Consider the following 23,035-nt stretch of genomic DNA (forward strand, 5'->3'; position numbering starts at 1 on the left):
GGAATATCACGGGGCGGGACGACGCCTCGGTAGGAGGGAGGGCAGCGCCCGACGCCCGGGACGTCCTCGCCGCGAAGTCCCGGGGGCCGGCGGAAGTGCGCGACGATCACGCACGCGTGTGAGACTTCCCCGCATGAAGCGGACCATGGGTATCGAGGAGGAGTTCCTGCTGGTCGGGGACGACGGACGGCCGGTCGCACGGGCCAGCGAGGCGCTCGACGCCTCCGGCGTCGACCTGACGAGGTCCCCCGAGACCGGCGGAGGCGCGCTCGAGACCGAGTTCATGGAGGAACAGCTCGAGACGGCGACCCACCCGCGCCACGAGCTCACCGACCTCGCCGCGGAGGTCCGCGCGGGCCGGCAGCGCGCCCAGGCGGCGGCCGACCGGGTCGGGGTGCGCGTCGCGGCGCTGGCCACGTCCCCGTGGCCGTTCGAGGGCACGACCGTGGCGCGGCTGCGCTACCTGGAGGCGCGGGCGGCGTTCGGCCTCACGGCCCGCGAGCAGCTCACCAGCGGCTGCCACGTGCACGTCGCCGTGGCCGACGACGCCGAGGGCGTGGCCGTCCTCGACCGCATCGGGCCGTGGCTGTCCGTGCTGCTCGCGCTGAGCGCGAACTCGCCCTTCTGGCAGGGCGAGGACTCCGGCTTCGCCAGCTACCGCTCCCAGGTGTGGGCGCGCTGGCCCACGTCCGGGCCGGCCCGCTCCTTCGGGTCGCCGGAGGGCTACCGGCAGGCGGTCGACGACCTCGTCGCCACCGGGACGATCCTCGACCAGAACATGGTGTACTTCGACGCCCGGCTCTCCTCCCGCTACCCCACCGTCGAGATCCGCGTCGCCGACGTCTGCCTCGACGCCGACACGGCCACCCTGCTGGGCGCCCTCGCCCGCGGACTCGTCGAGACGGCGGCTCGCGAGGCCTCGGAAGGGCTCGCCGCGCCGGTGCTGCGGCCCGAGCTGCTGCGCACCGCCTCGTGGCGCGCAGGTCGCTCGGGGCTCTCGACGGAGCTGTTGTCGCCGCACACGTGGCAGCCCGCACCCGCGCACGACGTCGTCGGGCAGCTCGTGGCGCACGTGCGCGAGGCACTCGCCGACGACGGCGACCTGGACGCGGTCACCGAGCTCCTCGGACGGCTGTGGGCCGGGGGCGGCGGTGCGGCACGGCAGCGCGCGTGGCACGCGGAGTCGGGCGACCTGCGCGCCGTCGTGGACCGCGCCGTCGAGGTCACCCACGCCTGAGCGTGCGGTCCCGCGTCAGTCGTCCCAGCCCATGCGGAGCACCTCGAACGGGGTCGCGTGCTGCACGCCGAGGCGCGGCCCCGTGGCCGACGTCATCCGGGCGAGGAACTCGGCCGGGTCGAAGTGCTCCCACCCGAGACCGTCCAGGTAGGCGGCGTGGGCCCGCAGCGACGCGACGCCGGCGTCGAACGTGTCGGTGACGTCGACCGCGTGCCCCGCGTCGGGCGACCCGGCGACCCACACCTGACGCACGCCGCCCCACGGCTGGAACCCCTCGGCCTCGAGCTGATCGGTGAAGACCCACCGGTTGCCGGCGTCGCGCACCGCGTCGACGACGGCGCGCCCGGTCGCGACGTGGTCGGCCTGGTTGAGCATCCCGCCGGGGAAGGTCTCGCGGTAGTTGCCGGTGATGACGACCTCCGGCCGGTGCCGGCGCACGGCGCCCGCGATCGCCCGGCGTAGCGGCAGGCCGTACTCGATCACCCCGTCGGCGAACCCGAGGAACTCGACCTCCTCGACGCCGACGGCCCTCGCGGAGGCGATCTGCTCGGCCTCGCGCACCCGGCGCGCCTCGTCGGGGTGGATGCCGTCGATCCCGGCCTCGCCGCTGGTCACCATGCTGTAGACGACCCGCTTGCCCTGGCCCGTCCAGCGGGCGACGGCCGCGGCCGCGCCGAACTCCATGTCGTCGGGGTGCGCCACCACCGCGAGCGCCGTCGTCCAGGTCTCGTCGAGGGGGCGCAGCGGGGCGTCCTCGTCGGCACGGTCGGGTGTCGTCGCCATGCCGACCACGCTAGCGACTCAGTAGGTCGTCAGCCCGTGGGCGCGGAAGACCTCGCGCACGGCCTCGGTCGCCTCCGGCGTCGGCGGCTCGGTGCCGTCGAGCTCGTAGGTGCGCCCGAGCTCGGCCCACTTGTCGCGGGCCATCTGGTGGAACGGCAGCACCTCGACGCGCTCGACCGTGCCGGGGCGCACGGCCTCGATGTCCGCCGCGTGCCGGGCGACGGCGGCGACGTTCTCCGGGTCGTCGGTGAGGCCGGGCACGAGGACGAACCGCACCCAGACCGTGACGCCGCGCTCGGCGAGGCGGCGGCCGAAGCGGAGCGTGGGCGCCAGGGAGCGTCCCGTCACGCGCCGGTAGGTCTCCTCGTCGCCCGCCTTGATGTCGAGCAGCACCAGGTCCGTGTCGTGGAGCATCGCGTCGGTCGCGTTGGCGCCGAGGAAGCCCGAGGTGTCGAGCGTCGTGTGCACCCCGAGCTCCTTCGCTCCGCGCAGGACCCGCGCGGCGAACGCGGGCTGCATGAGCACCTCGCCGCCCGACAGCGTGACGCCGCCGCCCGTCGCGGAGAAGATGCCGCGGTAGCGCGCCACGCGGGCCAGCAGGTCCTCGGTGAGGACGGGCTCGCCGTCCTTCATCGCCAGGGTGTCGGGGTTGTGGCAGTACAGGCAGCGCAGCGGGCAGCCGCTGAGGAACACCGTCAGCCGCGTCCCCGGGCCGTCGACGGCGGTCACGAGCTCCCAGGAGTGCACCGAGCCGAGCTCCCCCGAGCGCATCAGCGCCAGGCGGTCGGAGCGGCCCACCTCAGCGGTGTCCACGGTCTCGCTCCCCACGGACCTGATTCCCCCGAGGCCGGCGCCGGCCCGGCGCCGGGAGGGGGCGTCCAGCAACGCCGGGCCGGCAGTCATGGTCAGAGCCCCCCATGGAAGGTCCGCGACAGCACGTCGAGCTGCTGCTCGCGGGTCAGCCGCACGAAGTTCACCGCGTAGCCGGAGACGCGGATCGTGAGCTGCGGGTACTTCTCCGGGTGCTCCATCGCGTCCTCGAGCGTCTCGCGCACGAGGACGTTGACGTTCATGTGGTAGCCGTCGGCGCCCACCGAGGCGTCGAGCAGGCCGGCGAGGTTCGCGACCTGCTCCTCGCGGGTGCGGCCGAGGCCGGACGGCACGACGGTGTTGGTCAGCGAGATCCCGTCCTGCGCCTGGTCGTAGGGCAGCTTCGCGACGGACAGCGCCGAGGCGAGCATGCCGTGCGTGTCGCGGCCGTTCATCGGGTTGGCGCCGGGCGAGAAGGGCTCCCCCGCGCGGCGGCCGTCCGGCGTGTTCCCGGTCGCCTTGCCGTAGACCACGTTGGACGTGATCGTCAGCACCGACTGCGTGGGCACCGCGTCGCGGTACATCCGGTGGCTGCGGATCTTCGCCATGAACGACTCGACCAGCTCGACGGCGATGGCGTCGACGCGGTCGTCGTCGTTGCCGTAGGCGGGCCAGTCGCCGTCCGTCTCGTAGTCGACGACGATGCCGCGCTCGTCGGTCACCGGGGTGACGGTGGCGTACCGGATGGCCGAGAGGGAGTCCGCCGCGACCGACAGGCCGGCGATGCCGCAGGCCATGGTGCGCAGCACGTCCTTGTCGTGGAGGGCCATCTCGAGCCGCTCGTACGCGTACTTGTCGTGCGACCAGTGGATGCAGTTCAGCGCCTCGACGTACGTCTCGGCGAGCCAGTCCATGGTGCGGTCGAAGCGGGCGCGTACGTCGTCGTAGTCCAGCGGCAGCCCCGGCGTGACGGCGGGGAACGCCGGCGAGACCTGCTTCCCGGTGACCTCGTCCCTGCCGCCGTTGATCGCGTACAGCAGCGCCTTGGCGAGGTTCACGCGGGCGCCGAAGAACTGCATCTGCTTGCCGACGGCCATCGGCGAGACGCAGCACGCGATGGCGGCGTCGTCGCCCCACGCGGGGCGGATCTGCTCGTCCGACTCGTACTGCACCGCGGACGTGTCGATCGACACCTTGGCGCAGAACTCCTTGAACCCCGCGGGCAGCCGAGGGCTCCAGAAGACCGTCATGTTCGGCTCGGGCGCCGGGCCCAGGTTGTACAGGGTCTGCAGGAAGCGGAACGAGTTCTTCGTGACGAGGGGCCGGCCGTCCTCGCCCATCCCGCCGATGGTCTCGGTGACCCAGGTCGGGTCGCCGGAGAACAGCGCGTCGTACTCGGGGGTGCGCAGGAAGCGCACGATCCGCAGCTTGATGACGAAATCGTCGACGATCTCCTGCGCCTCGGGCTCGGTGAGCCGCCCGGCGGCCAGGTCGCGCTCGATGTAGACGTCGAGGAAGGTCGACGTGCGGCCGAGCGACATCGCGGCGCCGTTCTGCTCCTTCACCGCGGCGAGGTAGCCGAAGTAGAGCCACTGCACGGCCTCGCGCGCCGTCGTCGCCGGGCCCGAGATGTCGTACCCGTACGACGCGGCCATCTCCTTGAGCTCGCCCAGCGCGCGGATCTGCTCCGCGTGCTCCTCGCGCTCGCGCACGACGGACTCGCTGAACGGCTGGACGTCGAGGCCGAGCTTGTCGACCTTCTTCGCGGCGACCAGCTGGTCGACGCCGTACAGGGCCACGCGGCGGTAGTCGCCGATGATGCGGCCGCGCCCGTAGGCGTCCGGCAGGCCGGTGATGACGTGCGAGCTGCGGGCGGCGCGGACGTTCGGCGGGTAGACGTCGAAGACGCCCTGGTTGTGCGTCTTGCGGTACTCGGAGAAGACCTTCTTGAGGTCCTCGTCCACCGGGTAGCCGTAGGTCTTCAGCGCACCCTCGACCATGCGCCAGCCGCCGTTCGGCATGATCGCGCGCTTGAGCGGGGCGTCGGTCTGCAGGCCGACGATCAGCTCCGCGTCCCGGTCGATGTAGCCCGGCCCGTGCGCGGTGATGCCCGCCGGCGTGTGCGGGTCGACGTCGTAGACACCCTTCTCGCGCTCGGCCGGGAACATCGCCGAGAGCTGCTCCCACACCGCGGTGGTGCGCGCCGTCGGTCCCGCGAGGAACCCATCGCCGCCCGTGTACGGGGTGTAGTTGCGCTGGATGAAGTCGCGCACGTCGATGCCGTCGCACCAGGGCCCCGGGGTGAAGCCCGTCCAGGCGGTGGTCGTGGTGGGTGCCGCGTCGGTGGTCATGGGGAGCCCCCTCCTTCTGAGGTATGACCACAGCCTATTCGTGAACGTCCTCACAAGCGATGTCGAGCGGCTGTGACGCGCAGACACCGCCGAACCGGTCGCGGGTTCAGTCCAGGACGACGCCGGGAGGGGACGTCGCGAGCGCGAGGGCCGCGCGGGTCGTCGGCGCGACGACGTCGGGCCGGTCCGGCCCGTCCCACGACCGACCGTGGGAGACCCACGCCGTGCGCGTGCCCGCCGCGCGCCCAGCCGCGACGTCGGCGTGCCCGGCGTCGCCGACCATCCAGACCTGGCGCCGGTCCGCGTCCGCCGCACCCAGTCGCTCGAGGGCGATCTCGAGCAGGCGCGGGTCGGGCTTGGCGACACCTTCCTCCCCGGACACCACGACGGCGTCGACGTGGTCGCCGAGGCCGCAGCGCGCGATCTTGCCGCGCTGCTGGGCCGACGTCCCGTTGGTCACGACGGCGACCCGGTGACCCGCGCCACGCAGCGCGTCGAGGGCCGGGAGGACCCCGTCGTACACCCGGACGCCGTCGAGGATGCCGGCGCGGAACCGCCGGATCGCGGCGGGGACGTCGTCGTCCCAGCCGAGGCGGTCGATCAGCACCCGCGCGAGCGCCTCCTTGGAGCCGTGCCCGCCCTCGTCGGCGGCGAGGATCGCGCCCAGCTCGGCGGGACCCAGCCCGGCCCTGTCGACCTCGCCCGACGCCCACGCCTCGAACGCCTCGGCGCGGCCCACCAGGGTGTTGTCGAGGTCGAGGAGCCAGATCATGACGGGAGGCTAACGGCCGGGGCGCGGTCGCACCCGGCCGTCTCGCCGCGCGGGCCCCGTGGCGGGTGGCGTCAGTCCCGGGCGAGCACGGCGAGGGTGTCCCGCACGGCGTCCTCGGCCCGCATCCGCTGCTGGCCGAGGATCTGGTCGCGGCTCGCGTGGTCGAGGAAGGCCACCGGGAGGCCGACGTGCACGAACGGCGTGCGCACGCCCTGCTCCCCCGCCCGCTGGGCGGTCATGGCGCCGACGCCGCCGTCGACGACGCCGTCCTCGATCGTGAGCACGAGGTCGTGCTCGCCGGACAGCTTCACCAGCGCCTCGGGCACCGGCAGCACCCACGTCGGCGCGACGACGTCGACCGCCAGGCCGTGCGCGGCCAGGGACTCGCCCGCCGCGAGCGCCGTGCCCACCATCGAGCCCACGCCCACGACGAGGACCTTGCGTCCGTCCGCGCCGGGGGCGGACGGGTGCCGGGCCACCACGTCGACACCGTCGAGCGACTCGAGGGCCGGGAGCGGGTCGGAGAGCGCGCCCTTGGGGTAGCGCACGACGGTCGGCGCGTCGTCGACGTCCACCGCCGCGCGCAGGGCTGCGCGCAGGGTGGGCTCGTCGCGGGGGGCGGCGAGCCGCAGCCCGGGGACGATGCGCAGCATCGCCATGTCCCACATGCCGTTGTGGCTGGCCCCGTCGTCGCCGGTGATCCCGGCCCGGTCGAGCACGAACGTCACGCCCGCCCGGTGCAGCGCGGCGTCCATGAGCACCTGGTCGAAGGCGCGGTTGAGGAACGTGGCGTAGACGGCGACCACCGGGTGCAGCCCGGCGAAGGCCATGCCGGCCGCCGAGGTCGCGGCGTGCTGCTCGGCGATGCCCACGTCGAAGGTGCGGTCCGGGAACTCCTGCGCGAACGGCGCCAGGCCCACCGGGTGCAGCATCGCCGCGGTGATGGCGACGACGTCGGGCCGGTCGCGGCCGATCTTCACGATCTCGTCGGCGAAGACCTTGGTCCAGCCGAACCGCGACGGCGCGACGGGCAGGCCGGTCTCGGGGTGGATCTGACCGACGGCGTGGAAACGGTCGGCGACGTCCTGCTCGGCCGGGGTGTAGCCGCGACCCTTCTCGGTGATGGCGTGCACGATCACGGGCCCGCCGTAGGCCTTGGCCCGGCGCAGCGCCTGCTCCATCGCCGCAACGTCGTGCCCGTCGACCGGGCCGACGTACTTCAGGCCGAGGTCCTCGAACATGCCCTGCGGCGCGACGACGTCCTTGATGCCCTTCTTCAGCCCGTGCAGCCAGTCGTACGCGAAGCGGCCGGGCGCGCCCGTGCGGTGCAGCGTGCGCTTGCCCCACGACAGGAACGCCTCGTAGCCGCGGGTGGTCCGCAGGGTGTCGAGGTGGTTGGCCACGCCGCCGATCGTCGGCGAGTAGGAGCGCCCGTTGTCGTTGACGACGATGACGAGCCGGCGGTCCTGCGACGCCGCGATATTGTTCAGCGCCTCCCAGGCCATGCCGCCCGTGAGCGCGCCGTCGCCGATGACGGCGGCGACGTGCCGCTCCGGGTGCCCCTGCACGGCGTTGGCCTTGGCCACGCCGTCGGCCCACGACAGCGCGGTGGAGGCGTGCGAGTTCTCGACGACGTCGTGCTCGGACTCGGCGCGCGAGGGGTAGCCGGACATGCCGCCCGCCTTGCGCAGCGCGGAGAAGTCCTGCCGGCCCGTAAGGAGCTTGTGCACGTACGCCTGGTGGCCCGTGTCGAACACGAGGGTGTCCCGCGGGGAGGCGAAGACGCGGTGCAGCGCGATCGTCAGCTCGACGACGCCCAGGTTCGGCCCCAGATGCCCTCCGGTGCGCGACACCTGGTCGACCAGGAAGGCCCGGATCTCCGCCGCGAGCCGCGTCGTCTGCTCCGGCGAGAGCCGGCGGACGTCCTCGGGCGAGCCGATGGTGCTCAGCAGGCTCATGCGTTCCTCCCCGTTCATAGCCACACCACAATAGGCGGTCCGCAGCGTCCCACGAACCGTCGCGCCCCACGTACCGGCGCCGCACGGGGTAGTTTCGACCCTGCCGACGGGAACACGTGACCGCCGGCGAGCGTTCGGCAGAGGGACGACCCAGGAAGCTCGTCCTCTCCCGACACACCTCTCAGGGGACACCTGTGCGCTTTCTCGACGGGCAGCAGCCCACCACCGACCTCACCTACGGCGACGTCTTCATGGTCCCGTCCCGCTCGGACGTGACCAGCCGCTTCGACGTCGACCTCTCCACCGACGACGGCACGGGGACGACGATCCCGGTCGTCGTGGCGAACATGACGGCCGTCGCGGGCCGCCGGATGTCCGAGACGGTCGCCCGCCGCGGCGGCATCGCGATCATCCCGCAGGACATCCCGGTCGACGTCGTCGCCGACGTCGTGGCCGACGTGAAGTCCAAGGACCCGGTCATCGAGACGCCCGTCGTCGTGGCGCCCACGGACACCGTCTCCACGGTGCTGACGCTGCTGGGCAAGCGCGCGCACGGCGCGGCGGTCGTGGTGGCCGACGGCAAGCCCGTGGGCGTCGTCACGGAGGGCGACTGCGCCGCCGTCGACCGGTTCGCCCAGGTGCACCAGGTGATGTCGGACGACGTCGTCGCGCTCGACGCCGCGGCGATCGACGCCGAGGGGCTCGAGGCCACGTTCGAGCGCATGCACGCCGCCAAGATCCACCTCGCGCCCGTCGTGCGCGACGGCGTCCTGGCGGGCGTCCTCACCCGCAAGGGCGCCGTGCGCTCGTCCGTGTACCGGCCCGCGCTCGACGCCGCCGGCCGGCTGCGGATCGGCGCGGCCGTCGGCATCAACGGCGACGTGGCCGCCAAGACCCGCGAGCTGCTCGACGCGGGGGTGGACGTGCTCGTCGTCGACACCGCGCACGGTCACCAGTCGAAGATGCTGCAGGCCCTCGAGGCCGTCCGCTCCGTCGACCCGCAGGTGCCGGTCGTGGCCGGCAACGTCGTGACCGCCGCCGGCGTGCGCGACCTCGTCGCCGCGGGCGCCGACATCCTCAAGGTCGGCGTCGGGCCGGGCGCGATGTGCACCACGCGCATGCAGACCGCCGTGGGCCGCCCGCAGTTCTCCGCCGTGCTCGAGTGCGCGGCTGCAGCGCGCGAGCTCGGCAAGCACGTGTGGGCCGACGGCGGCGTGCGCCACCCCCGCGACGTCGCGCTGGCGCTGGCCGCCGGCGCGTCGCAGGTGATGGTCGGCTCGTGGTTCGCCGGCACATACGAGTCGCCCGGCGACCTGCACGACGACGGCACGGGCCGCCTGTACAAGGACTCGTTCGGCATGGCCTCCGCGCGGGCCGTGGCGGCCCGCACCGCCGGGGCGGGCACCGCCTTCGGCCGCGCGCGCAAGGCCCTCTACGAGGAGGGCATCTCCACCGGGAAGATGTACGTCGACCCGCTGCGCCCGGGCGTCGAGGACCTGCTCGACGAGATCACCTCGGGCCTGCGCTCCAGCTGCACCTACGCCGGGGCGCGCACGCTCGGGGAGTTCCACGAACGCGCGCTGGTCGGCGTGCAGTCCGCCGCCGGCTACGCCGAGGGCATGCCGGTCGCCACGAGCTGGTGAGCAGGCCGTGAGGGGGACGGCCGCCGCGCGCGCCCAGCTCGCTGCACTGGCGGCAGACCGCCGCTTCCTGTCCGACTGGGGGCTGGCGCGGGGCGACCTGGACGCCGCGTCCGCGCGCCCCGCGGCCGTCCTCGTGCTCTTCGGGGTGCTGGACGACCTCGCCGCCGACCACGACGCCCAGGCCCTCGCCGTCGCTCACGACCTCGACGTCCTGCTCCTGGAGCGGGCGGAGACGCTGCGTTCGCATGCCGGGCAGGTCGCGTTCCCCGGCGGGCGCGCGGAGGACGGCGAGGGCCCCGTCGACGCCGCGCTGCGCGAGGCGGTCGAGGAGACCGGGCTCGACGCCGCCGGGGTCGAGGTGCTCGGCACGCTCGCCCAGCTCCCGATGCCGGTGAGCAACCACCTGGTCACGCCCGTGCTCGGGTGGTGGGCGCGGCCCACGCCGGTGCGCGTGGTCGACGTCGCCGAGTCGGCGCACGTCTTCCGCGCCCCCGTCGCCGACCTGCTGGACCCGGAGCACCGGGTCACGACGGTGCTGCACCGCGCCGGGCGCACCTGGCGCGGGCCCGGCTTCGAGGTGCTCGACGGCGCGGGCGTGCCCCACCTGGTGTGGGGCTTCACCGCGGGGATCCTCGACGCCGCGTTCGACCGCCTCGGGTGGACCGAGCCGTGGGACCACTCCCGCGAGCGCGAGCTCTGAGCCGCCGACGCCCGCGCCGTCGTCGACCCCGTCGCCTGGGATGATGCCCGGGTGCCTGCCGCCGAGATCGACGTCGACGTCCGCCTGACCCGCGCGCTGCTCGCCGAGCAGCACCCCGACCTGGCGGACCGTCCGCTGGAGATCGTCGCCCACGGCTGGGACAACGTCATGGTGCGGCTCGGCGACGACCTGGCGGTGCGGCTGCCACGGCGCGCCCTGGCCGCGCCTCTCGTCGAGCACGAGCAGCGGGCGCTCCCCGCGCTGGCCGCCCGGCTCCGCGCGGCGGCGCCCGACGTCGTCGTGCCCGTGCCCGTCCGTGTCGGGCGACCGAGCACCGCGCTCGGCTACCCGTGGCCCTGGAACGTCGTGCCGTGGGCGGACGGGGTGAGCGCGGAGGCGACGTCCGTGGCCGCCCGCACCGCCTGGGCGGGCACGCTCGGCCGGCTCCTCGCCGCGGTGCACACCCCCGCCCCGGAGGGCGCGCCGCCGAACCCGGTGCGCGGGGTGCCCCTGCGCGAGCGTGCCGAGGCGCGCGAACCCGCCGCCCTCGACGAGCGTCTGGCGGTGGTCCCGGCGGAGGCCCGGGGGGCGGCACGCCGCGTCTGGGAGCGTGCGCTGGACGCCCCCGCGTCCGACGGCCCGCCGGTGTGGCTGCACGGCGACCCGCACCCCGCGAACCTCGTCGTGGCGCCCGGCGCGGGCGGGCGGGCGGACCGGCTGGCCGCCGTCGTCGACTGGGGCGACGTGACGTCCGGCGACCCCGCCTCCGACCTGGGGTCGCTGTGGCTGTGTTTCGACGACGAGGGCCGGGCCGCCTGCCGGGCCGAGATCCAGGCCCTGGCCAACGGCGGCAGCGGCTGGGACGAGGCGACGTGGGCGCGCGCCGCGGGCTGGTCGCTGCTGTACGCGACGAACATGCTCGTGCACCCCGAGCAGCACCCCCGCATGGTGCCGATCGGCCGGCACGCCCTCGCGGCGCTGCTCGACGGCGCTGCCTGAGCGGCGGACGGCATCGCTGCGGCAGACTCGAGGCATGGCCCGCGACACGCAGAAGACCACCTGGAGCGACGCCGACCCGCGCGCGGTCGTCGCCTCCGTCGCGCGCCCCGCGCGCCGGAGGGACGCGGAGACGCTGCTCGCGCTGATGGAGCGTGCCACCGGGCAGCCCGCGCGGATGTTCGGCACCTCGATCGTGGGGTTCGGCGAGTACCGGTACGCCTACGCCAGCGGGCGCACGAGCCACGCGGCCGCCGCCGGGTTCTCCCCGCGGGCGGCTGCGTCGGTCGTCTACCTCTCCGACGGCGTCGAGGCGCACGCCGACGCCCTCGCCCGCCTGGGCCCGCACACCACCGGCGTCGGCTGCCTCTACCTCAAGGACCTCACGCAGGTGGACCTCGGCGTCCTGGAGGAGATCGTCGCCGCGTCCTACGCCACGCTCACGACGGGGACGTACGGGCTGCGGGCGCGCGAGGGCGGCGACCCCGCGTCGGCGCCGCGCTGACCCCACCGACGGCCGTCAGCCCGCGGCGACGGCCACCGGGTCCGCGCCGCGGGCCACGAGGGCCCCCCGCACGGCCGCGAGCGCACGGTCGTAGACGGCGTCGTCGCCGAGCAGCAGCGAGCCGTCGTTGGCGGCGTTCAGCATCGCGGTGATCTCGAAGGCGAGCTGGTCGACGTCGGTGCCGGCCGCGAGCTCCCCGGCCTCCACCGCCAGCTCCGCGTGCCGGCGCAGGTAGGACGTCCAGTCGCGGTGTGCCGTGACGACCGCGTCGCGCACCACCCCGTCCTGCGTGTCGAACTCGACCTCCACCGTGCGGAAGAAGCAGCCGCCCGCGAACACCCGGCGGCGGGAGTAGTCCGACCAGCACCGCACCAGCGACCACAGCCGGGCCAGCCCCGGCCCCGCCACCCGCGCGGGCTCGACGACGGCCTCGACGAACATGCCCCGGGCGTGCTCCACGGCTGCGAGCTGCAGGCCCTCCTTGCCGCCGAACAGGCCTGCGATACCGCTCTTGTTGACCGGCAGCCGCGCGGCCAGGGAGCCGAGCGTGAGGGCCTCGAGCCCGCGGACCGACGCGTCCTGGACGGCGAGGTCGAGGACGGCGCGGCGGGACCGGTCCCCACGCACGCGGCGGCCGTCGGTCGGCGCGTCGCCCGGGTCGCCCGTCGGGGCGTGGGTCGAGCGGCCTGTCGGGGTGGTCGGCGTCTCGGTGCTCACGGGATGAGTGTACGACCGTTCGTTCAGTGTTACTGTGCGAACGTTCGTTCAGATATCTCGTGGCCCTCACCTGGAGGTCGTCGTGCCCTACGTCCCCGCCCCTGTCAGCGCCGGCCTGCGCGCGCTGTCCGCCGTCGCTCCCCCGCTCGCGGTCCGGGTCGCCGCCCGGGCGTTCTGGTACGTCGGCCCGCCCGCCGACGTCCGCCCCGCCGACCGCGCCGTGCACGAGCGCGCCCGCCGGGGCGCGGTCCACGTCGACGGCGAGCGCGTCGTGACCTACCGGTGGGGCGACCCCCGGGCGCCCACCGTGCTCCTCGTGCACGGCTGGAAGAGCCGGGCCTCGCGGTTCGCGGGGCTCGTCACGTCCCTCGAGGCGGCCGGCCTGGGCGTCGTGTCGTTCGACGGCGTCGCCCACGGCGCGTCGAGCGGCCGGCGCATGTCAGCCCTCGAGCACATGGCGGCGATCCGCGCCGTGCACGACGCCGAGGGGCCGCTCACCGCCGTCGTCGGGCACTCCCTGGGCGCCCTCGCGGCCGGGCTCTCCCTCGCCGACGGACTGCCCGTCGACCGCTTCGTCTCGGTGGCCGCGATGACAGGCTTCGACGCGATCGCGGAGTCGTTCCTGCGCCTGGTCGGGATGCCCGCCGGGCTGCACGACCGGTTCTGCGACCACGTCGAGCGCACCTTCCGGGGCGGCGTGCGCGGCGTCCGCTCCCGGATCGACCTCGTCGCGCACCCCGTCCCGGAGCGCGTCGCGACGCTGCTCGTCCAGGACGACGACGACCGCATGTCGCTGCCCACGGGCGCGCCCCTCCTGCACGCGGCGGTGCCGGGCAGCACGCTCCTCACCATCCGCGGCCTCGGCCACAACCGGGTGCTCGACGACCCGGCGGTCGTGGCGGCCGTCGTCGCGCACGTCACGGCGCCCCTGCCCGCCGTCACGCCGTGACGGACGACGGCGCCCCGCCCCTCCGCGCGGGAGGGACGGGGCGCCGTCGGTGCGGGGCCCGTCAGGCGACGAGCGAGCGCAGCACGTACTGCAGGATGCCGCCGTTGCGGTAGTAGTCCGCCTCACCGGGCGTGTCGATGCGCACCACGGCGTCGAACTCGACGGTCGAGCCGTCCGCCTTGGCGGCGGTGACCTTGACCGTCTCCGGGGTGGCGCCGTCGTTCAGCGCGGTGATGCCCGCGATGTCGAACGTCTCGGTGCCGTCGAGGCCCAGCGACTCGGCGTTCTCGCCGGCCGGGAACTGCAGCGGCAGCACGCCCATGCCGATGAGGTTGGAGCGGTGGATGCGCTCGAACGACTCGGTGATGACGGCCTTGACACCCAGCAGCGCGGTGCCCTTGGCGGCCCAGTCGCGCGACGAGCCGGAGCCGTACTCCTTGCCGCCGAGCACGACCAGCGGGGTGCCCTGCGCCGCGTAGTCCTGCGCCGCGTCGTAGATGGTGTCCTGGGCGTTCTTCACGAAGTTGAACGTGAAGCCGCCCTCGACGCCGTCGAGCAGCTGGTTCTTGAGGCGGATGTTCGCGAACGTGCCGCGGATCATGACCTCGTGGTTGCCGCGGCGCGAGCCGTAGCTGTTGAAGTCGCGGCGGCCCACGCCGTGCTCGGCCAGGTACTTGCCGGCCGGGCTGTCCGCCTTGATGGAGCCGGCGGGCGAGATGTGGTCGGTCGTGACCGAGTCGCCCAGCTTCGCCAGCACGCGGGCGCCGGAGATGTCGGTGACCGGCGACGGCTCGGCGCCCATGCCCTCGAAGTACGGGGGCTTGCGGACGTAGGTGGACTCGCCGTCCCAGGAGAACGTGTCGCCCTCCGGGGTCTCCAATGCGCGCCACCGCTCGTCGCCGGTGAAGACGTCCGCGTAGTCCTTGGTGAACATGTCGCGGTCGATCGAGGCGTCGATCGTGGCCTGGACCTCCTCCGGCGTCGGCCAGATGTCCCGCAGGAACACCGGGTCGCCGGCCTCGTCGCGGCCCAGCGGGTCGGACTCGAAGTCGAACTCCATCGTGCCCGCGAGCGCGTACGCGATGACCAGCGGCGGCGACGCCAGGTAGTTCATCTTCACGTCGGGGTTGATGCGGCCCTCGAAGTTCCGGTTGCCGGACAGCACCGAGACGACGGCGAGGTCGTGCTCGTTGACCGACTCCGAGATCTTCTCGTCCAGCGGGCCGGAGTTGCCGATGCAGGTGGCGCAGCCGTAGCCGACCAGGTGGAAGCCGAGCTTCTCGAGGTAGGGCCAGAGGCCGGCCTTCTCGTAGTAGTTGGTCACGACCTGCGAGCCGGGCGCCATGGACGTCTTGACCCAGGGCTTCGACACGAGGCCCTTCTCCACGGCCTTCTTGGCCAGGAGCGCCGCCGCGAGCATGACGGACGGGTTCGACGTGTTGGTGCACGACGTGATCGACGCGATCGCGACCGCGCCGTGGAACAGGTCGAACTGCTTGCCCTCGCTGTCCGTCACCGGCACGGTGCGACGCACCTGGGCGTGGGTGGACGGCGAGTCGGAGGCCGGGAAGGACTCCTTCTCGGCCTCGTCCACGGAGTCGATGACCTCGGGGGCGTAGGCCGGCAGGTCGCGGGCGAACGCCGACTTGGCGTGCGACAGCTCGATGCGGTCCTGCGGGCGCTTCGGGCCGGCGATCGACGGCACGACGGTGCCGAGGTCCAGCTCGAGGTACTCCGAGAACTTCGGCTCGACGTAGGACGCCGAGCTCGGGTCGAGCCACAGGCCCTGCTCCTTGGCGTACGCCTCGACGAGCGCGAGCTGCTCGTCGCTGCGGCCCGTGAGGCGCAGGTAGTCGAGGGTGACGTCGTCGATCGGGAAGATCGCGGCGGTCGAGCCGAACTCGGGGCTCATGTTGCCGATGGTGGCGCGGTTGGCCAGCGGCACCTGGGCGACGCCCGCGCCGTAGAACTCGACGAACTTCCCGACGACGCCGTGCTGGCGCAGCATCTGGGTGATCGTGAGCACGACGTCGGTGGCGGTCACGCCGGCCGGGATGGAGCCCGACAGCTTGAAGCCGACGACGCGCGGGATGAGCATCGACACCGGCTGGCCGAGCATGGCCGCCTCGGCCTCGATGCCGCCGACGCCCCAGCCCAGCACGCCGAGGCCGTTGACCATCGTGGTGTGCGAGTCGGTGCCGACGCAGGTGTCGGGGTAGGCGCGCAGCACGCTCTGCCCGTCGACCTCCACCTCGCGGGTCATGATCGTGCGCGCCAGGTACTCGATGTTGACCTGGTGCACGATGCCGGTGCCCGGCGGGACGACCTTGAAGTCGTCGAACGCCGTCTGGCCCCAGCGCAGGAACTGGTAGCGCTCGTGGTTGCGCTCGTACTCGAACTCGACGTTGCGGGCGAAGGCGTCCGCACGGCCGGCGACGTCGATCTGCACGGAGTGGTCGATGACCATCTCGGCGGGGGCGAGCGGGTTGATCCGCTTCGGGTCGCCGCCGAGCTCCGCGACGGCCTCGCGCATCGTGGCGAGGTCGACGACGCAGGGCACGCCGGTGAAGTCCTGCATGATCACGCGGGCGGGCGTGAACTGGATCTCCGTGTCGGGCTGGGCGTCCGGGTCCCAGGACGCGAGGGCGCGCACGTGGTCGGCCGTGATGTTGGCGCCGTCCTCGGTGCGCAGGAGGTTCTCGGCGAGGATCTTCAGGGAGTACGGGAGGCGCTCGGCGCCCTCGACGGCGGAGAGGCGGAAGATCTCGTAGGCCTTCCCGCCGACCTCCAGCGTTCCCTTCGATCCGAACGTGTCCACGCTGCTCACTGCGGCTCCTTCTGCGGGGCTGGCCGGCGAGGGCACCGTGCGCGCTGCGGCGCGACGGTTCCGACGCCGTGGTTCTGGGGGGCTCCGCCCAGCGTACGCCGGGCACCTGCTCAGCATAGCCCATATATCTTGACGTCAAGATATCTCGGCGTCAGGTCCCCGGCCCGGTGCGCGGGCAGATTTCCGTACGGCGCACGGGAACAACCGTCGTGGCCAGCGCGTTGTGCTGCTGCCCTCGACCGGAAGGACGCCCATGCCGTCGCGCACGCCCACGACCTCTGCCGCCCCGTCCGACGCCCGCGCCGCTGTCGCGACCGGCGGCCTGCCCCGGCTGCCCTCGCTCACCGCGCAGGCCGAGCTCCTCCTGGCGCGCGACGTCGTGCCCCCGCAGGCGCTCTCCCCCGCCGCGCTGCGCGACGCCGCCGCGGCGCTGGAGCGCACGGCCCCGGCCGGGTCGCTCCTGGTGGTCCACCCGCGCGTCCTGCCGCCGTCCGCCCTCGCCGGGCACCTGCGCCGCACGACGACGGTCCGCGGACGCGCCGTGGAGCGCGCGGGCTTCGTCGTCGTCGACATGACCGACGCGGACGACTTCGTGCCCATGCCCGGCGTCGACGTGCCGGACGCCGACGTCTACGCCGTCGCCGGCCTCGACCGGGGCGACGAGATGGCGAACTGGTCGCCCGAGGAGGCGGAGCCGGCGATCGCCGCGCAGGGTCGCAGCCCGCTCACCCTCGCCGAGGGGATCCACTGGGTGCTGCAGTCCCCCGACGTCCTCGCCCGGAACCTCTGCTTCATGACGATCGGCTCCCGGCTGCGCCGGCCGGACGGGACCTACGACGCGCGCACCCCCGCCGTGTGGATCTCGAGCGGGACCGGCCGTGACGGCAGCGAGCGGCGCGGCGCCCCCAAGGTCGGCTGGTGCTGGTGGCGCAACCGGCACACGTGGCTCGGCTTCGCGTCCACGGCCGCTCGTCACCCCTGACCCGGGGACGGCACCCGTCAGCGGTCGAGGACCGCGACCGCCTCGACGTGATGCGTCATCGGGAACAGGTCGAAGGCGCGCAGCCCGGTGAGCTCGTACCCGTGCCCGGCGAGGTAGGCGACGTCGCGGGCGAGCGCCGCGGGGTCGCAGGCGACGTAGACGACGCGCCGCGGGCCGCGGCCGGCGATCGCGTCGACGACGGTCCGGCCGGCGCCGGCGCGCGGCGGGTCCAGCACGACGACGTCCGCGGCGCCCACGTCCGCGCCGGTCGCGTCGCCGTCGGCCAGGACACGGTCGACGGCGCCGAGGTGCAGCTCGACCTGCGGCAGGTCGTGGGCGTTGCGGCGTGCGTCCTTCACGGCGCGGGCGTCGCCCTCGACGGCGACGACGCGGCCCGAGCCACCCACGGCCGCGGCGAGCGGCACGGTGAACAGGCCCGCACCGGAGTAGAGGTCGAGCACGGTCGCGCCGTCGAGGCCGCCCGGGGTCGCGTGCACGGCGTCGAGCACGGCGCCGGCGAGCAGGTCGGGCGCCGCCCGGTGCACCTGCCAGAACCCGTCGCCCGCCACGCGGTAGCGGTGCTCGGCGCCGCCCGCCCGCACCGTCTCGGTGACCGACCGGCGGGCGTTCGGGCGGGTGTCCGCGCGGCCGCGACGCGACGGCACCTCGTCGACCAGGAGCAGGGCGTCCGCGCCGTCGGCCGGTGCCACCAGCTCGAGGCGGGCGCCCGGCCGCCAGCGGCGGCTCCACACGTCCTCGGCGTCCGCGAGCGCCGCGACCGCCTCGGTCGCGAGCGGCATGCCGTCGAGCGGCACCACGTCGTGCGAGCGGAAGCGCCGCATCCCGGCCCGGCCGTCGGCGTCGGCCACGAGGTCGACGCGGGTGCGGTAGCCGAGCCCGCCGCGCTCGTCGTCCCCGGGCGCCCCCTCCACCACGACGTCGCGCTCGAGCCTCGCGAGCCGCTGCAGCTGCTCGACGAGGACAGCGGCCTTCCAGCGGCGCTGCGCGGGCAGCGCCACGTGGGCGAGCTCGCCTCCGCCGACCCCGCCCGGGCCGGCCTCGGGCCAGGCGGACGGGACGCGGTCCGGCGACGCCTCGAGGACGTCGACCGCGTCGGCGCGCCAGAACCGGCTGCCGGTCTCCGTGACGCGTGCGCGGACGCGCTCGCCGGGCAGCGTGTGGCGTACGAAGACGACGCGGCCGTCGAGCCGCGCGACGCAGTGCCCGCCGTGCGCGACAGGGCCGATCTCGAGCTCGACCTCCCGGCCCACCTCGGGGTCCGGTGTGGTGGGACGGGGGCGCGGCGCGGAACGGCGAGGTCGGGGCATGGGCACCATTCTCCCCCGCGCGCGGCCCAGTCAGAACACGGTCAGGACACCGGTCAGGACACCGGTCAGAACCGCGGACCGCGGGGCGACGTCCCCTCCAGCCCGGTCTGGCCCGCCGACGACGAGAGCTGCCACGGCACCGACGCCACCACCACGCCGGGCGTGAACAGCAGCCGCCCCTTGAGGCGCAGGGCCGACTGGTTGTGCAGCAGCTGCTCCCACCAGTGCCCGACGACGTACTCGGGGATGTAGACGACCACCAGGTCGCGCGGCGAGTCACGGCGCACGGAGCGCACGTACTTCAGCACCGGCCGCGTGATCTCCCGGAAGGGCGAGTCGAGGACGCGGAGCGGCACCGGGAGGTCCAACGCCTCCCACCTCGCGCGCAGCTCCGCGATCTCCTCGGCGTCCACGCCGACGGTCACCGCCTCGAGCACCGACGGGCGCGACGCCCGCGCGTACGCCACGGCGCGCATCGTCGGCTTGTGGATCTTGGAGACCAGCACGATCGCGTGGACGCGGCTGGGCAGGGCACGCGCCCCGGCCACGTCGTCGAGCTCGAGCTCGGTGCGCACCCGGGCGTAGTGGGCGCGGATCGCCTTCATCAGCGCGAAGAGCACGCCCATCGCCAGGAGGGTGATCCACGCGCCGTGCGTGAACTTCGTCGCCAGCACGATGACGAGCACGGTCGCCGTCATCACGAAGCCGACGCCGTTGACGATCCGGGAACGCTGCATGCGGGCACGCTCGGCGGGGTCGGGCTCCTTGCGCAGCGCCCGCGTCCAGTGCCGCAGCATGCCGAGCTGCGAGAGCGTGAACGACACGAACACACCGACGATGTACAGCTGGATGAGGCGCGTGACCTGCGCGTCGAACGCCACGATGAGGACGATCGCCGCGACGGCGAGCGTGATGATCCCGTTGGAGAACGCGAGCCGGTCGCCGCGCGTGTGCAGCTGGCGCGGCAGGAAGCCGTCCTTGGCGAGGATCGAGCCGAGCACGGGGAAGCCGTTGAACGCCGTGTTCGCCGCGAGCACGAGGATCAGCCCCGTGACGATCGAGATCGCCACGAACGCGGGGGTGAAGCCCTGGAAGACGGCCTCCGCGAGCTGGCTGAGCACGGGGTGCTGGTTGTAGTCGGACGGCAGCGGCTGCCCGCCGGCGGTGAGCTGCTCGTGCGCGTCCTCCACGTACTTCACGCCGGTGGCCTGAGCGAGCAGCAGGATCGAGATCATCATCGTGGCGGAGATGCCGCCCAGCAGGGCCAGGGTGGTGGCCGCGTTGCGCGACTTGGGCTTCCGGAACGCCGGGACGCCGTTGCTGATCGCCTCCACGCCGGTGAGGGCGGCACAGCCCGAGGCGAAGGCCCGGGCCAGGAGGAACGCGCCCGCCAGGCCGGTGAGCCCCTGGTCGAAGCCCGCCTCGGGCGTCATCTCGAAGCCGGCGCTCTCGGCCAGCGGCAGGTCGCCGGCGAAGAACCGGATCGCCCCGACGACGGCGAGGAGGCCGACGAGAGCCATGAAGCAGTAGGTGGGGATCGCGAAGACCGTGCCCGACTCGCGCACGCCCCGCAGGTTCATCACCGTGAGGATCACGACGACCGCCACGGCGAACAGCACCTCGTGGCCGCGGAGGAACGGCAGGGCGGAGGCCGCGTACTGGGCCCCCGACGAGATCGAGACCGCCACGGTGAGGACGTAGTCGACGAGCAGGGCCGACGCGACGCCGATGCCGGCCGACGGCCCGAGGTTCGTCGTCGCCACCTCGTAGTCGCCACCGCCGGAGGGGTAGGCGCGCACGTTCTGGCGGTAGGACGACACCACCACGAGCAGCACGACGACGACGCCGAGACCCACCCACGGGGAGATCGTCGTCGCGGCTATGCCGGCGACCGCCAGGGTCAGGAGGATCTCGTCCGGGGCGTACGCGACCGACGACAGCGCGTCGGAGGCGAAGACCGGCAGGGCGATCCGCTTGGGCAGGAGGGTGTGCCCCAGGTTCTCGCTGCGCACGGGGCGCCCGATGAGGAGCCGTTTGGCAGCGTCCGCGATGTCCGACACGTCGAGCAATGCTATGCCCGCCGTGCCCGGCGGGCGCGCGCGTCCCGTCGCGATGTCGGCGGCGACGTCGGTGGCGACGCCGGCGGCGATGTCGAGGGGCCCCGCGAGGTATAGCGTTTCGCCCGTGCACTTCGTGATCATGGGCTGCGGCCGCGTCGGGTCGACGCTCGCGCAGACGATCGAGTCCCACGGCCACTCCGTGGCCGTCGTCGACCAGAACCCCGACGCGTTCCGCCGTCTGCCGGCCGGGTTCTCCGGGCAGAAGGTGACGGGCGTCGGCTTCGACCGCGACACGCTGGTCCAGGCGGGCATCGAGGACACGTACGCCTTCGCCGCCGTGTCCGACGGCGACAACTCCAACGTGCTCGCCGCGCGGGTCGCGCGCGAGACGTACGGCGTCGAGAACGTCGTGGCCCGCATCTACGACCCCCAGCGCGCGGAGATCTACCAGCGCCTCGGGATCCCGACGGTCGCGACCGTGCGCTGGACGGCCGACCAGGTGCTGCGCCGCATGCTCCCCCTGGGCGCCACCGACGAGTACCGCGACCCGTCCGGGCAGGTGCGCCTCGCGCAGATCGACTACCACCCCGGCTGGGCCGGCCTGACGGTGCACCGCATCGAGGAGGCCACCGGCGTGCGCGTCGCCTTCCTGTCGCGCTACACCGACGGCATCCTGCCGACGCCCGGCTCCGTGCTGCAGGAGAACGACGTGCTGCACGTCCTCATGCGCGCCGACGACGCGGCCTCCGTCGAGCGGGTCCTCACCCACGAGCCGCGGCGGGAGGAGAGCTGATGCGCGTCGTCGTCGCCGGGGCCGGGTCGGTCGGCCGGTCCATCGCCCGCGAGCTCCTCTCGCACGACCACGACGTCGTGCTCATCGACAAGAACCCCGCCGCGATGCGGGTGGCGCAGGTGCCCGAGGCCGACTGGCTGCTCGCCGACGCCTGCGAGCTGTCCTCGCTCGAGGCCGCGGACGTCACGAGCGCCGACGTCGTCGTCGGCGCCACCGGCGACGACAAGGCCAACCTCGTCTTCTCGCTGCTGTGCAAGACCGAGTTCGGGGTGCCCCGCACCGTGGCGCGGGTCAACAACCCGAAGAACGAGTGGATGTTCGACGGCTCCTGGGGCGTCGACGTCGCCGTGTCGACCCCGCGGATCATGACCGCGATGGTCGAGGAGGCCGTGGCGGTCGGGGACCTGGTGCGGATCTTCACCTTCCACCAGTCCGGCGCTGACATCGTGGAGGTGACGCTGCCGGACGACTCGCCGCTCGTGGGCGCCCGCGTCGGTTCCGTCGTCTGGCCGACGGACACGGTGCTCGCGTGCATCGTGCGCGGCGCGCAGCCTCTGGCGCCGACCGCGGACGACACGCTCGAGACCGGCGACGAGCTGGTGCTCGTGATGGGCAGCCAGGCGGACGAGGAGTCGCTCCAGCACCTGCTCAGCCACGGCGCCCCGGCCGTCCCCGCCATCGCGGCGGGCGATCCCCTCGTGGCGCCGGAGCTCGCCGCGGTGGACGGCCTCGACGACGAGGGACCTGGCGACGACCGCTAGGCGCCGGGTCGGGCCGGCTCGTCCGCCGCGGCCGCGGGCCGGCCGGAGTGCGCGCCGCGCACGACGACCCAGGTGAGCCAGAGCACGAGGCCCCAGAGCGGGACGCCCAGCACCAGGTGGGCGGTGCCCAGCCAGCCGACGCTGTCGGCGAAGTACAGCGGCACCTTGACCGCCAGGCGCACCGCGAACAGCCCCGCCCAGAACCACGTGGCGAGGGTGTAGCGCCGGACCAGCTCCGGGTCCTTGCGCCACGCCACCAGCGCGGCGAGGGGGCTCGGAGCGGCGTCCGGCGCGGTCGCCCCGGACGCGGCGGTCTCGGGCGAACCGGTGCCGGCGGGCCCGGCCTGCGGCTGCTCGCCGTCGGCGTGCCGGGCACGCTCGGCGGCGACGTCGGCGAACCCGCCGCGCACCGCCTCCACCACGAGCCCGACGACGGGCCAGCGCACCGCCAGCGAGACGAGGATGGCCGCGAGGTAGGCGGCGTTGGTCCACAGCCCCCACACGTAGAAGTTCTGGGCCTCGCCGGACTTCCACGCCCAGAACACGCCCACGCCGATGCCGAGCAGCCCGCCCAGGGCCTGCGTGATCGGCGTGCGCTGCGCGAGCCGCGCCACGACGGCGACGAGGGCCGCGCCCACGGAGGCGGTCAGCGCCCAGGTCAGGGCACCGCGCTCGTCGCCGCCCATCGACGCGACGACGTAGATGACCACGAAGAGCAGGCCGGGCAGCACCGCCTCGACCACGCCGCGCACGCCGCCGACGGCCTGCCCGAACGAGAACGAGTCGCCCGTGACCGCCCGCACGCCGCGCCCGTCCGCCGCGGGCCCCGCGGGCGCCGCTGACGTCACGGGCTCCGTCGGCCC

General features: G+C 74.0%; 19 protein-coding genes. 9 read left to right on the forward strand and 10 right to left on the reverse strand.

All coding sequences use genetic code 11. The annotated features are described in order from the left end of the window. Nucleotides 1-133: 133 nt before the first annotated feature. Entirely contained in the window at nucleotides 134-1,237 is a 1,104-nt protein-coding gene (locus tag ACQP6G_RS07870; protein ID WP_429763715.1) for a carboxylate-amine ligase, read from the forward strand. A gap of 15 nt (nucleotides 1,238-1,252) precedes the next feature. Here ACQP6G_RS07870 and ACQP6G_RS07875 read toward each other — a convergent pair whose 3' ends face one another. The 5 genes from ACQP6G_RS07875 to dxs form a co-directional block, all read right to left on the reverse strand. Then, nucleotides 1,253-2,020, reverse strand: a complete 768-nt coding sequence (locus ACQP6G_RS07875) for a PIG-L deacetylase family protein (protein ID WP_429763716.1) — start codon at nucleotides 2,018-2,020, stop codon at nucleotides 1,253-1,255. A gap of 18 nt (nucleotides 2,021-2,038) precedes the next feature. After that, nucleotides 2,039-2,923 carry a pyruvate formate-lyase-activating protein gene (gene pflA, locus ACQP6G_RS07880; protein WP_429763717.1) on the reverse strand — a complete coding sequence of 295 codons (885 nt, stop codon included), beginning with the start codon at nucleotides 2,921-2,923 and terminating at the stop codon, nucleotides 2,039-2,041. 2 nt (nucleotides 2,924-2,925) lie between these two features. Then, nucleotides 2,926-5,181: a formate C-acetyltransferase gene (gene pflB, locus ACQP6G_RS07885; protein WP_429763718.1), complete on the reverse strand. Its 2,256-nt coding sequence runs from the start codon at nucleotides 5,179-5,181 to the stop codon at nucleotides 2,926-2,928. Nucleotides 5,182-5,287: 106 nt separating this feature from the next. Further along, the gene (locus tag ACQP6G_RS07890; protein ID WP_429763719.1) at nucleotides 5,288-5,953 is read right to left on the reverse strand and encodes an HAD family hydrolase; all 666 of its coding nucleotides are present in this window, start codon (nucleotides 5,951-5,953) and stop codon (nucleotides 5,288-5,290) included. 71 nt (nucleotides 5,954-6,024) lie between these two features. Next, entirely contained in the window at nucleotides 6,025-7,911 is a 1,887-nt protein-coding gene (dxs, locus tag ACQP6G_RS07895; protein ID WP_429763720.1) for a 1-deoxy-D-xylulose-5-phosphate synthase, read from the reverse strand. Between the two features lie 194 nt (nucleotides 7,912-8,105). On the opposite strand from dxs, the gene guaB1 reads away from it, so the two are divergent. From guaB1 to ACQP6G_RS07915, 4 genes are read left to right on the forward strand one after another with little or no spacing between them, the layout of a single operon-like run. Beyond that, entirely contained in the window at nucleotides 8,106-9,554 is a 1,449-nt protein-coding gene (gene guaB1 / locus ACQP6G_RS07900; RefSeq protein WP_429763721.1) for a GMP reductase, read from the forward strand. 7 nt (nucleotides 9,555-9,561) lie between these two features. Then, nucleotides 9,562-10,254, forward strand: coding sequence for an NUDIX hydrolase (locus ACQP6G_RS07905; RefSeq protein ID WP_429763723.1), 693 nt, complete (start codon nucleotides 9,562-9,564; stop codon nucleotides 10,252-10,254). 51 nt (nucleotides 10,255-10,305) lie between these two features. Then, nucleotides 10,306-11,253, forward strand: coding sequence for an aminoglycoside phosphotransferase family protein (locus ACQP6G_RS07910; protein WP_429763724.1), 948 nt, complete (start codon nucleotides 10,306-10,308; stop codon nucleotides 11,251-11,253). 34 nt (nucleotides 11,254-11,287) lie between these two features. Further along, complete coding sequence (locus ACQP6G_RS07915) at nucleotides 11,288-11,755, forward strand: DUF1801 domain-containing protein (protein WP_429763725.1); 468 nt, start codon at nucleotides 11,288-11,290, stop codon at nucleotides 11,753-11,755. A 15-nt stretch (nucleotides 11,756-11,770) separates the two neighbouring features. Here ACQP6G_RS07915 and ACQP6G_RS07920 read toward each other — a convergent pair whose 3' ends face one another. Further along, complete coding sequence (locus ACQP6G_RS07920; RefSeq protein WP_429763726.1) at nucleotides 11,771-12,472, reverse strand: TetR/AcrR family transcriptional regulator; 702 nt, start codon at nucleotides 12,470-12,472, stop codon at nucleotides 11,771-11,773. 82 nt (nucleotides 12,473-12,554) lie between these two features. Here ACQP6G_RS07920 and ACQP6G_RS07925 point away from each other — a divergent pair, with 82 nt between their 5' ends. Continuing rightward, nucleotides 12,555-13,421, forward strand: a complete 867-nt coding sequence (locus tag ACQP6G_RS07925; RefSeq protein WP_429763727.1) for an alpha/beta fold hydrolase — start codon at nucleotides 12,555-12,557, stop codon at nucleotides 13,419-13,421. A 61-nt stretch (nucleotides 13,422-13,482) separates the two neighbouring features. On the opposite strand, the gene acnA is transcribed toward ACQP6G_RS07925, so the two are convergent. Continuing rightward, nucleotides 13,483-16,248, reverse strand: coding sequence for an aconitate hydratase AcnA (gene acnA, locus ACQP6G_RS07930; protein WP_429763728.1), 2,766 nt, complete (start codon nucleotides 16,246-16,248; stop codon nucleotides 13,483-13,485). 253 nt (nucleotides 16,249-16,501) lie between these two features. Here acnA and ACQP6G_RS07935 point away from each other — a divergent pair, with 253 nt between their 5' ends. Beyond that, the gene (locus tag ACQP6G_RS07935; protein ID WP_429763729.1) at nucleotides 16,502-17,230 is read left to right on the forward strand and encodes a DUF5701 family protein; all 729 of its coding nucleotides are present in this window, start codon (nucleotides 16,502-16,504) and stop codon (nucleotides 17,228-17,230) included. 17 nt (nucleotides 17,231-17,247) lie between these two features. Here ACQP6G_RS07935 and ACQP6G_RS07940 read toward each other — a convergent pair whose 3' ends face one another. Together ACQP6G_RS07940 and ACQP6G_RS07945 are read right to left on the reverse strand one after the other, a co-directional pair. Beyond that, the gene (locus tag ACQP6G_RS07940) at nucleotides 17,248-18,558 is read right to left on the reverse strand and encodes a class I SAM-dependent RNA methyltransferase (RefSeq protein ID WP_429763730.1); all 1,311 of its coding nucleotides are present in this window, start codon (nucleotides 18,556-18,558) and stop codon (nucleotides 17,248-17,250) included. Between the two features lie 65 nt (nucleotides 18,559-18,623). Further along, nucleotides 18,624-20,618 (reverse strand): APC family permease, encoded by a 1,995-nt coding sequence (locus ACQP6G_RS07945; protein WP_429763799.1) that lies wholly within the window; start codon nucleotides 20,616-20,618, stop codon nucleotides 18,624-18,626. Nucleotides 20,619-20,757: 139 nt separating this feature from the next. On the opposite strand from ACQP6G_RS07945, the gene ACQP6G_RS07950 reads away from it, so the two are divergent. Both ACQP6G_RS07950 and ACQP6G_RS07955 read left to right on the forward strand, forming a co-directional pair. After that, nucleotides 20,758-21,411, forward strand: a complete 654-nt coding sequence (locus tag ACQP6G_RS07950) for a potassium channel family protein (protein ID WP_429763800.1) — start codon at nucleotides 20,758-20,760, stop codon at nucleotides 21,409-21,411. Then, nucleotides 21,411-22,172, forward strand: a complete 762-nt coding sequence (locus ACQP6G_RS07955; protein WP_429763731.1) for a potassium channel family protein — start codon at nucleotides 21,411-21,413, stop codon at nucleotides 22,170-22,172. The genes ACQP6G_RS07950 and ACQP6G_RS07955 overlap by 1 nt, the downstream gene beginning before the upstream one ends. Here ACQP6G_RS07955 and ACQP6G_RS07960 read toward each other — a convergent pair. After that, a complete protein-coding gene (locus tag ACQP6G_RS07960) occupies nucleotides 22,169-23,020 on the reverse strand; it encodes a DUF3159 domain-containing protein (RefSeq protein WP_429763732.1) in 852 nt (283 codons plus the stop codon). The genes ACQP6G_RS07955 and ACQP6G_RS07960 overlap by 4 nt on opposite strands. Nucleotides 23,021-23,035 lie beyond the last annotated feature (15 nt).

Source organism: Isoptericola nanjingensis, from assembly GCF_050311635.1.
In the GTDB taxonomy this organism is placed as follows: Bacteria; Actinomycetota; Actinomycetes; order Actinomycetales; family Cellulomonadaceae; genus Isoptericola; species Isoptericola nanjingensis.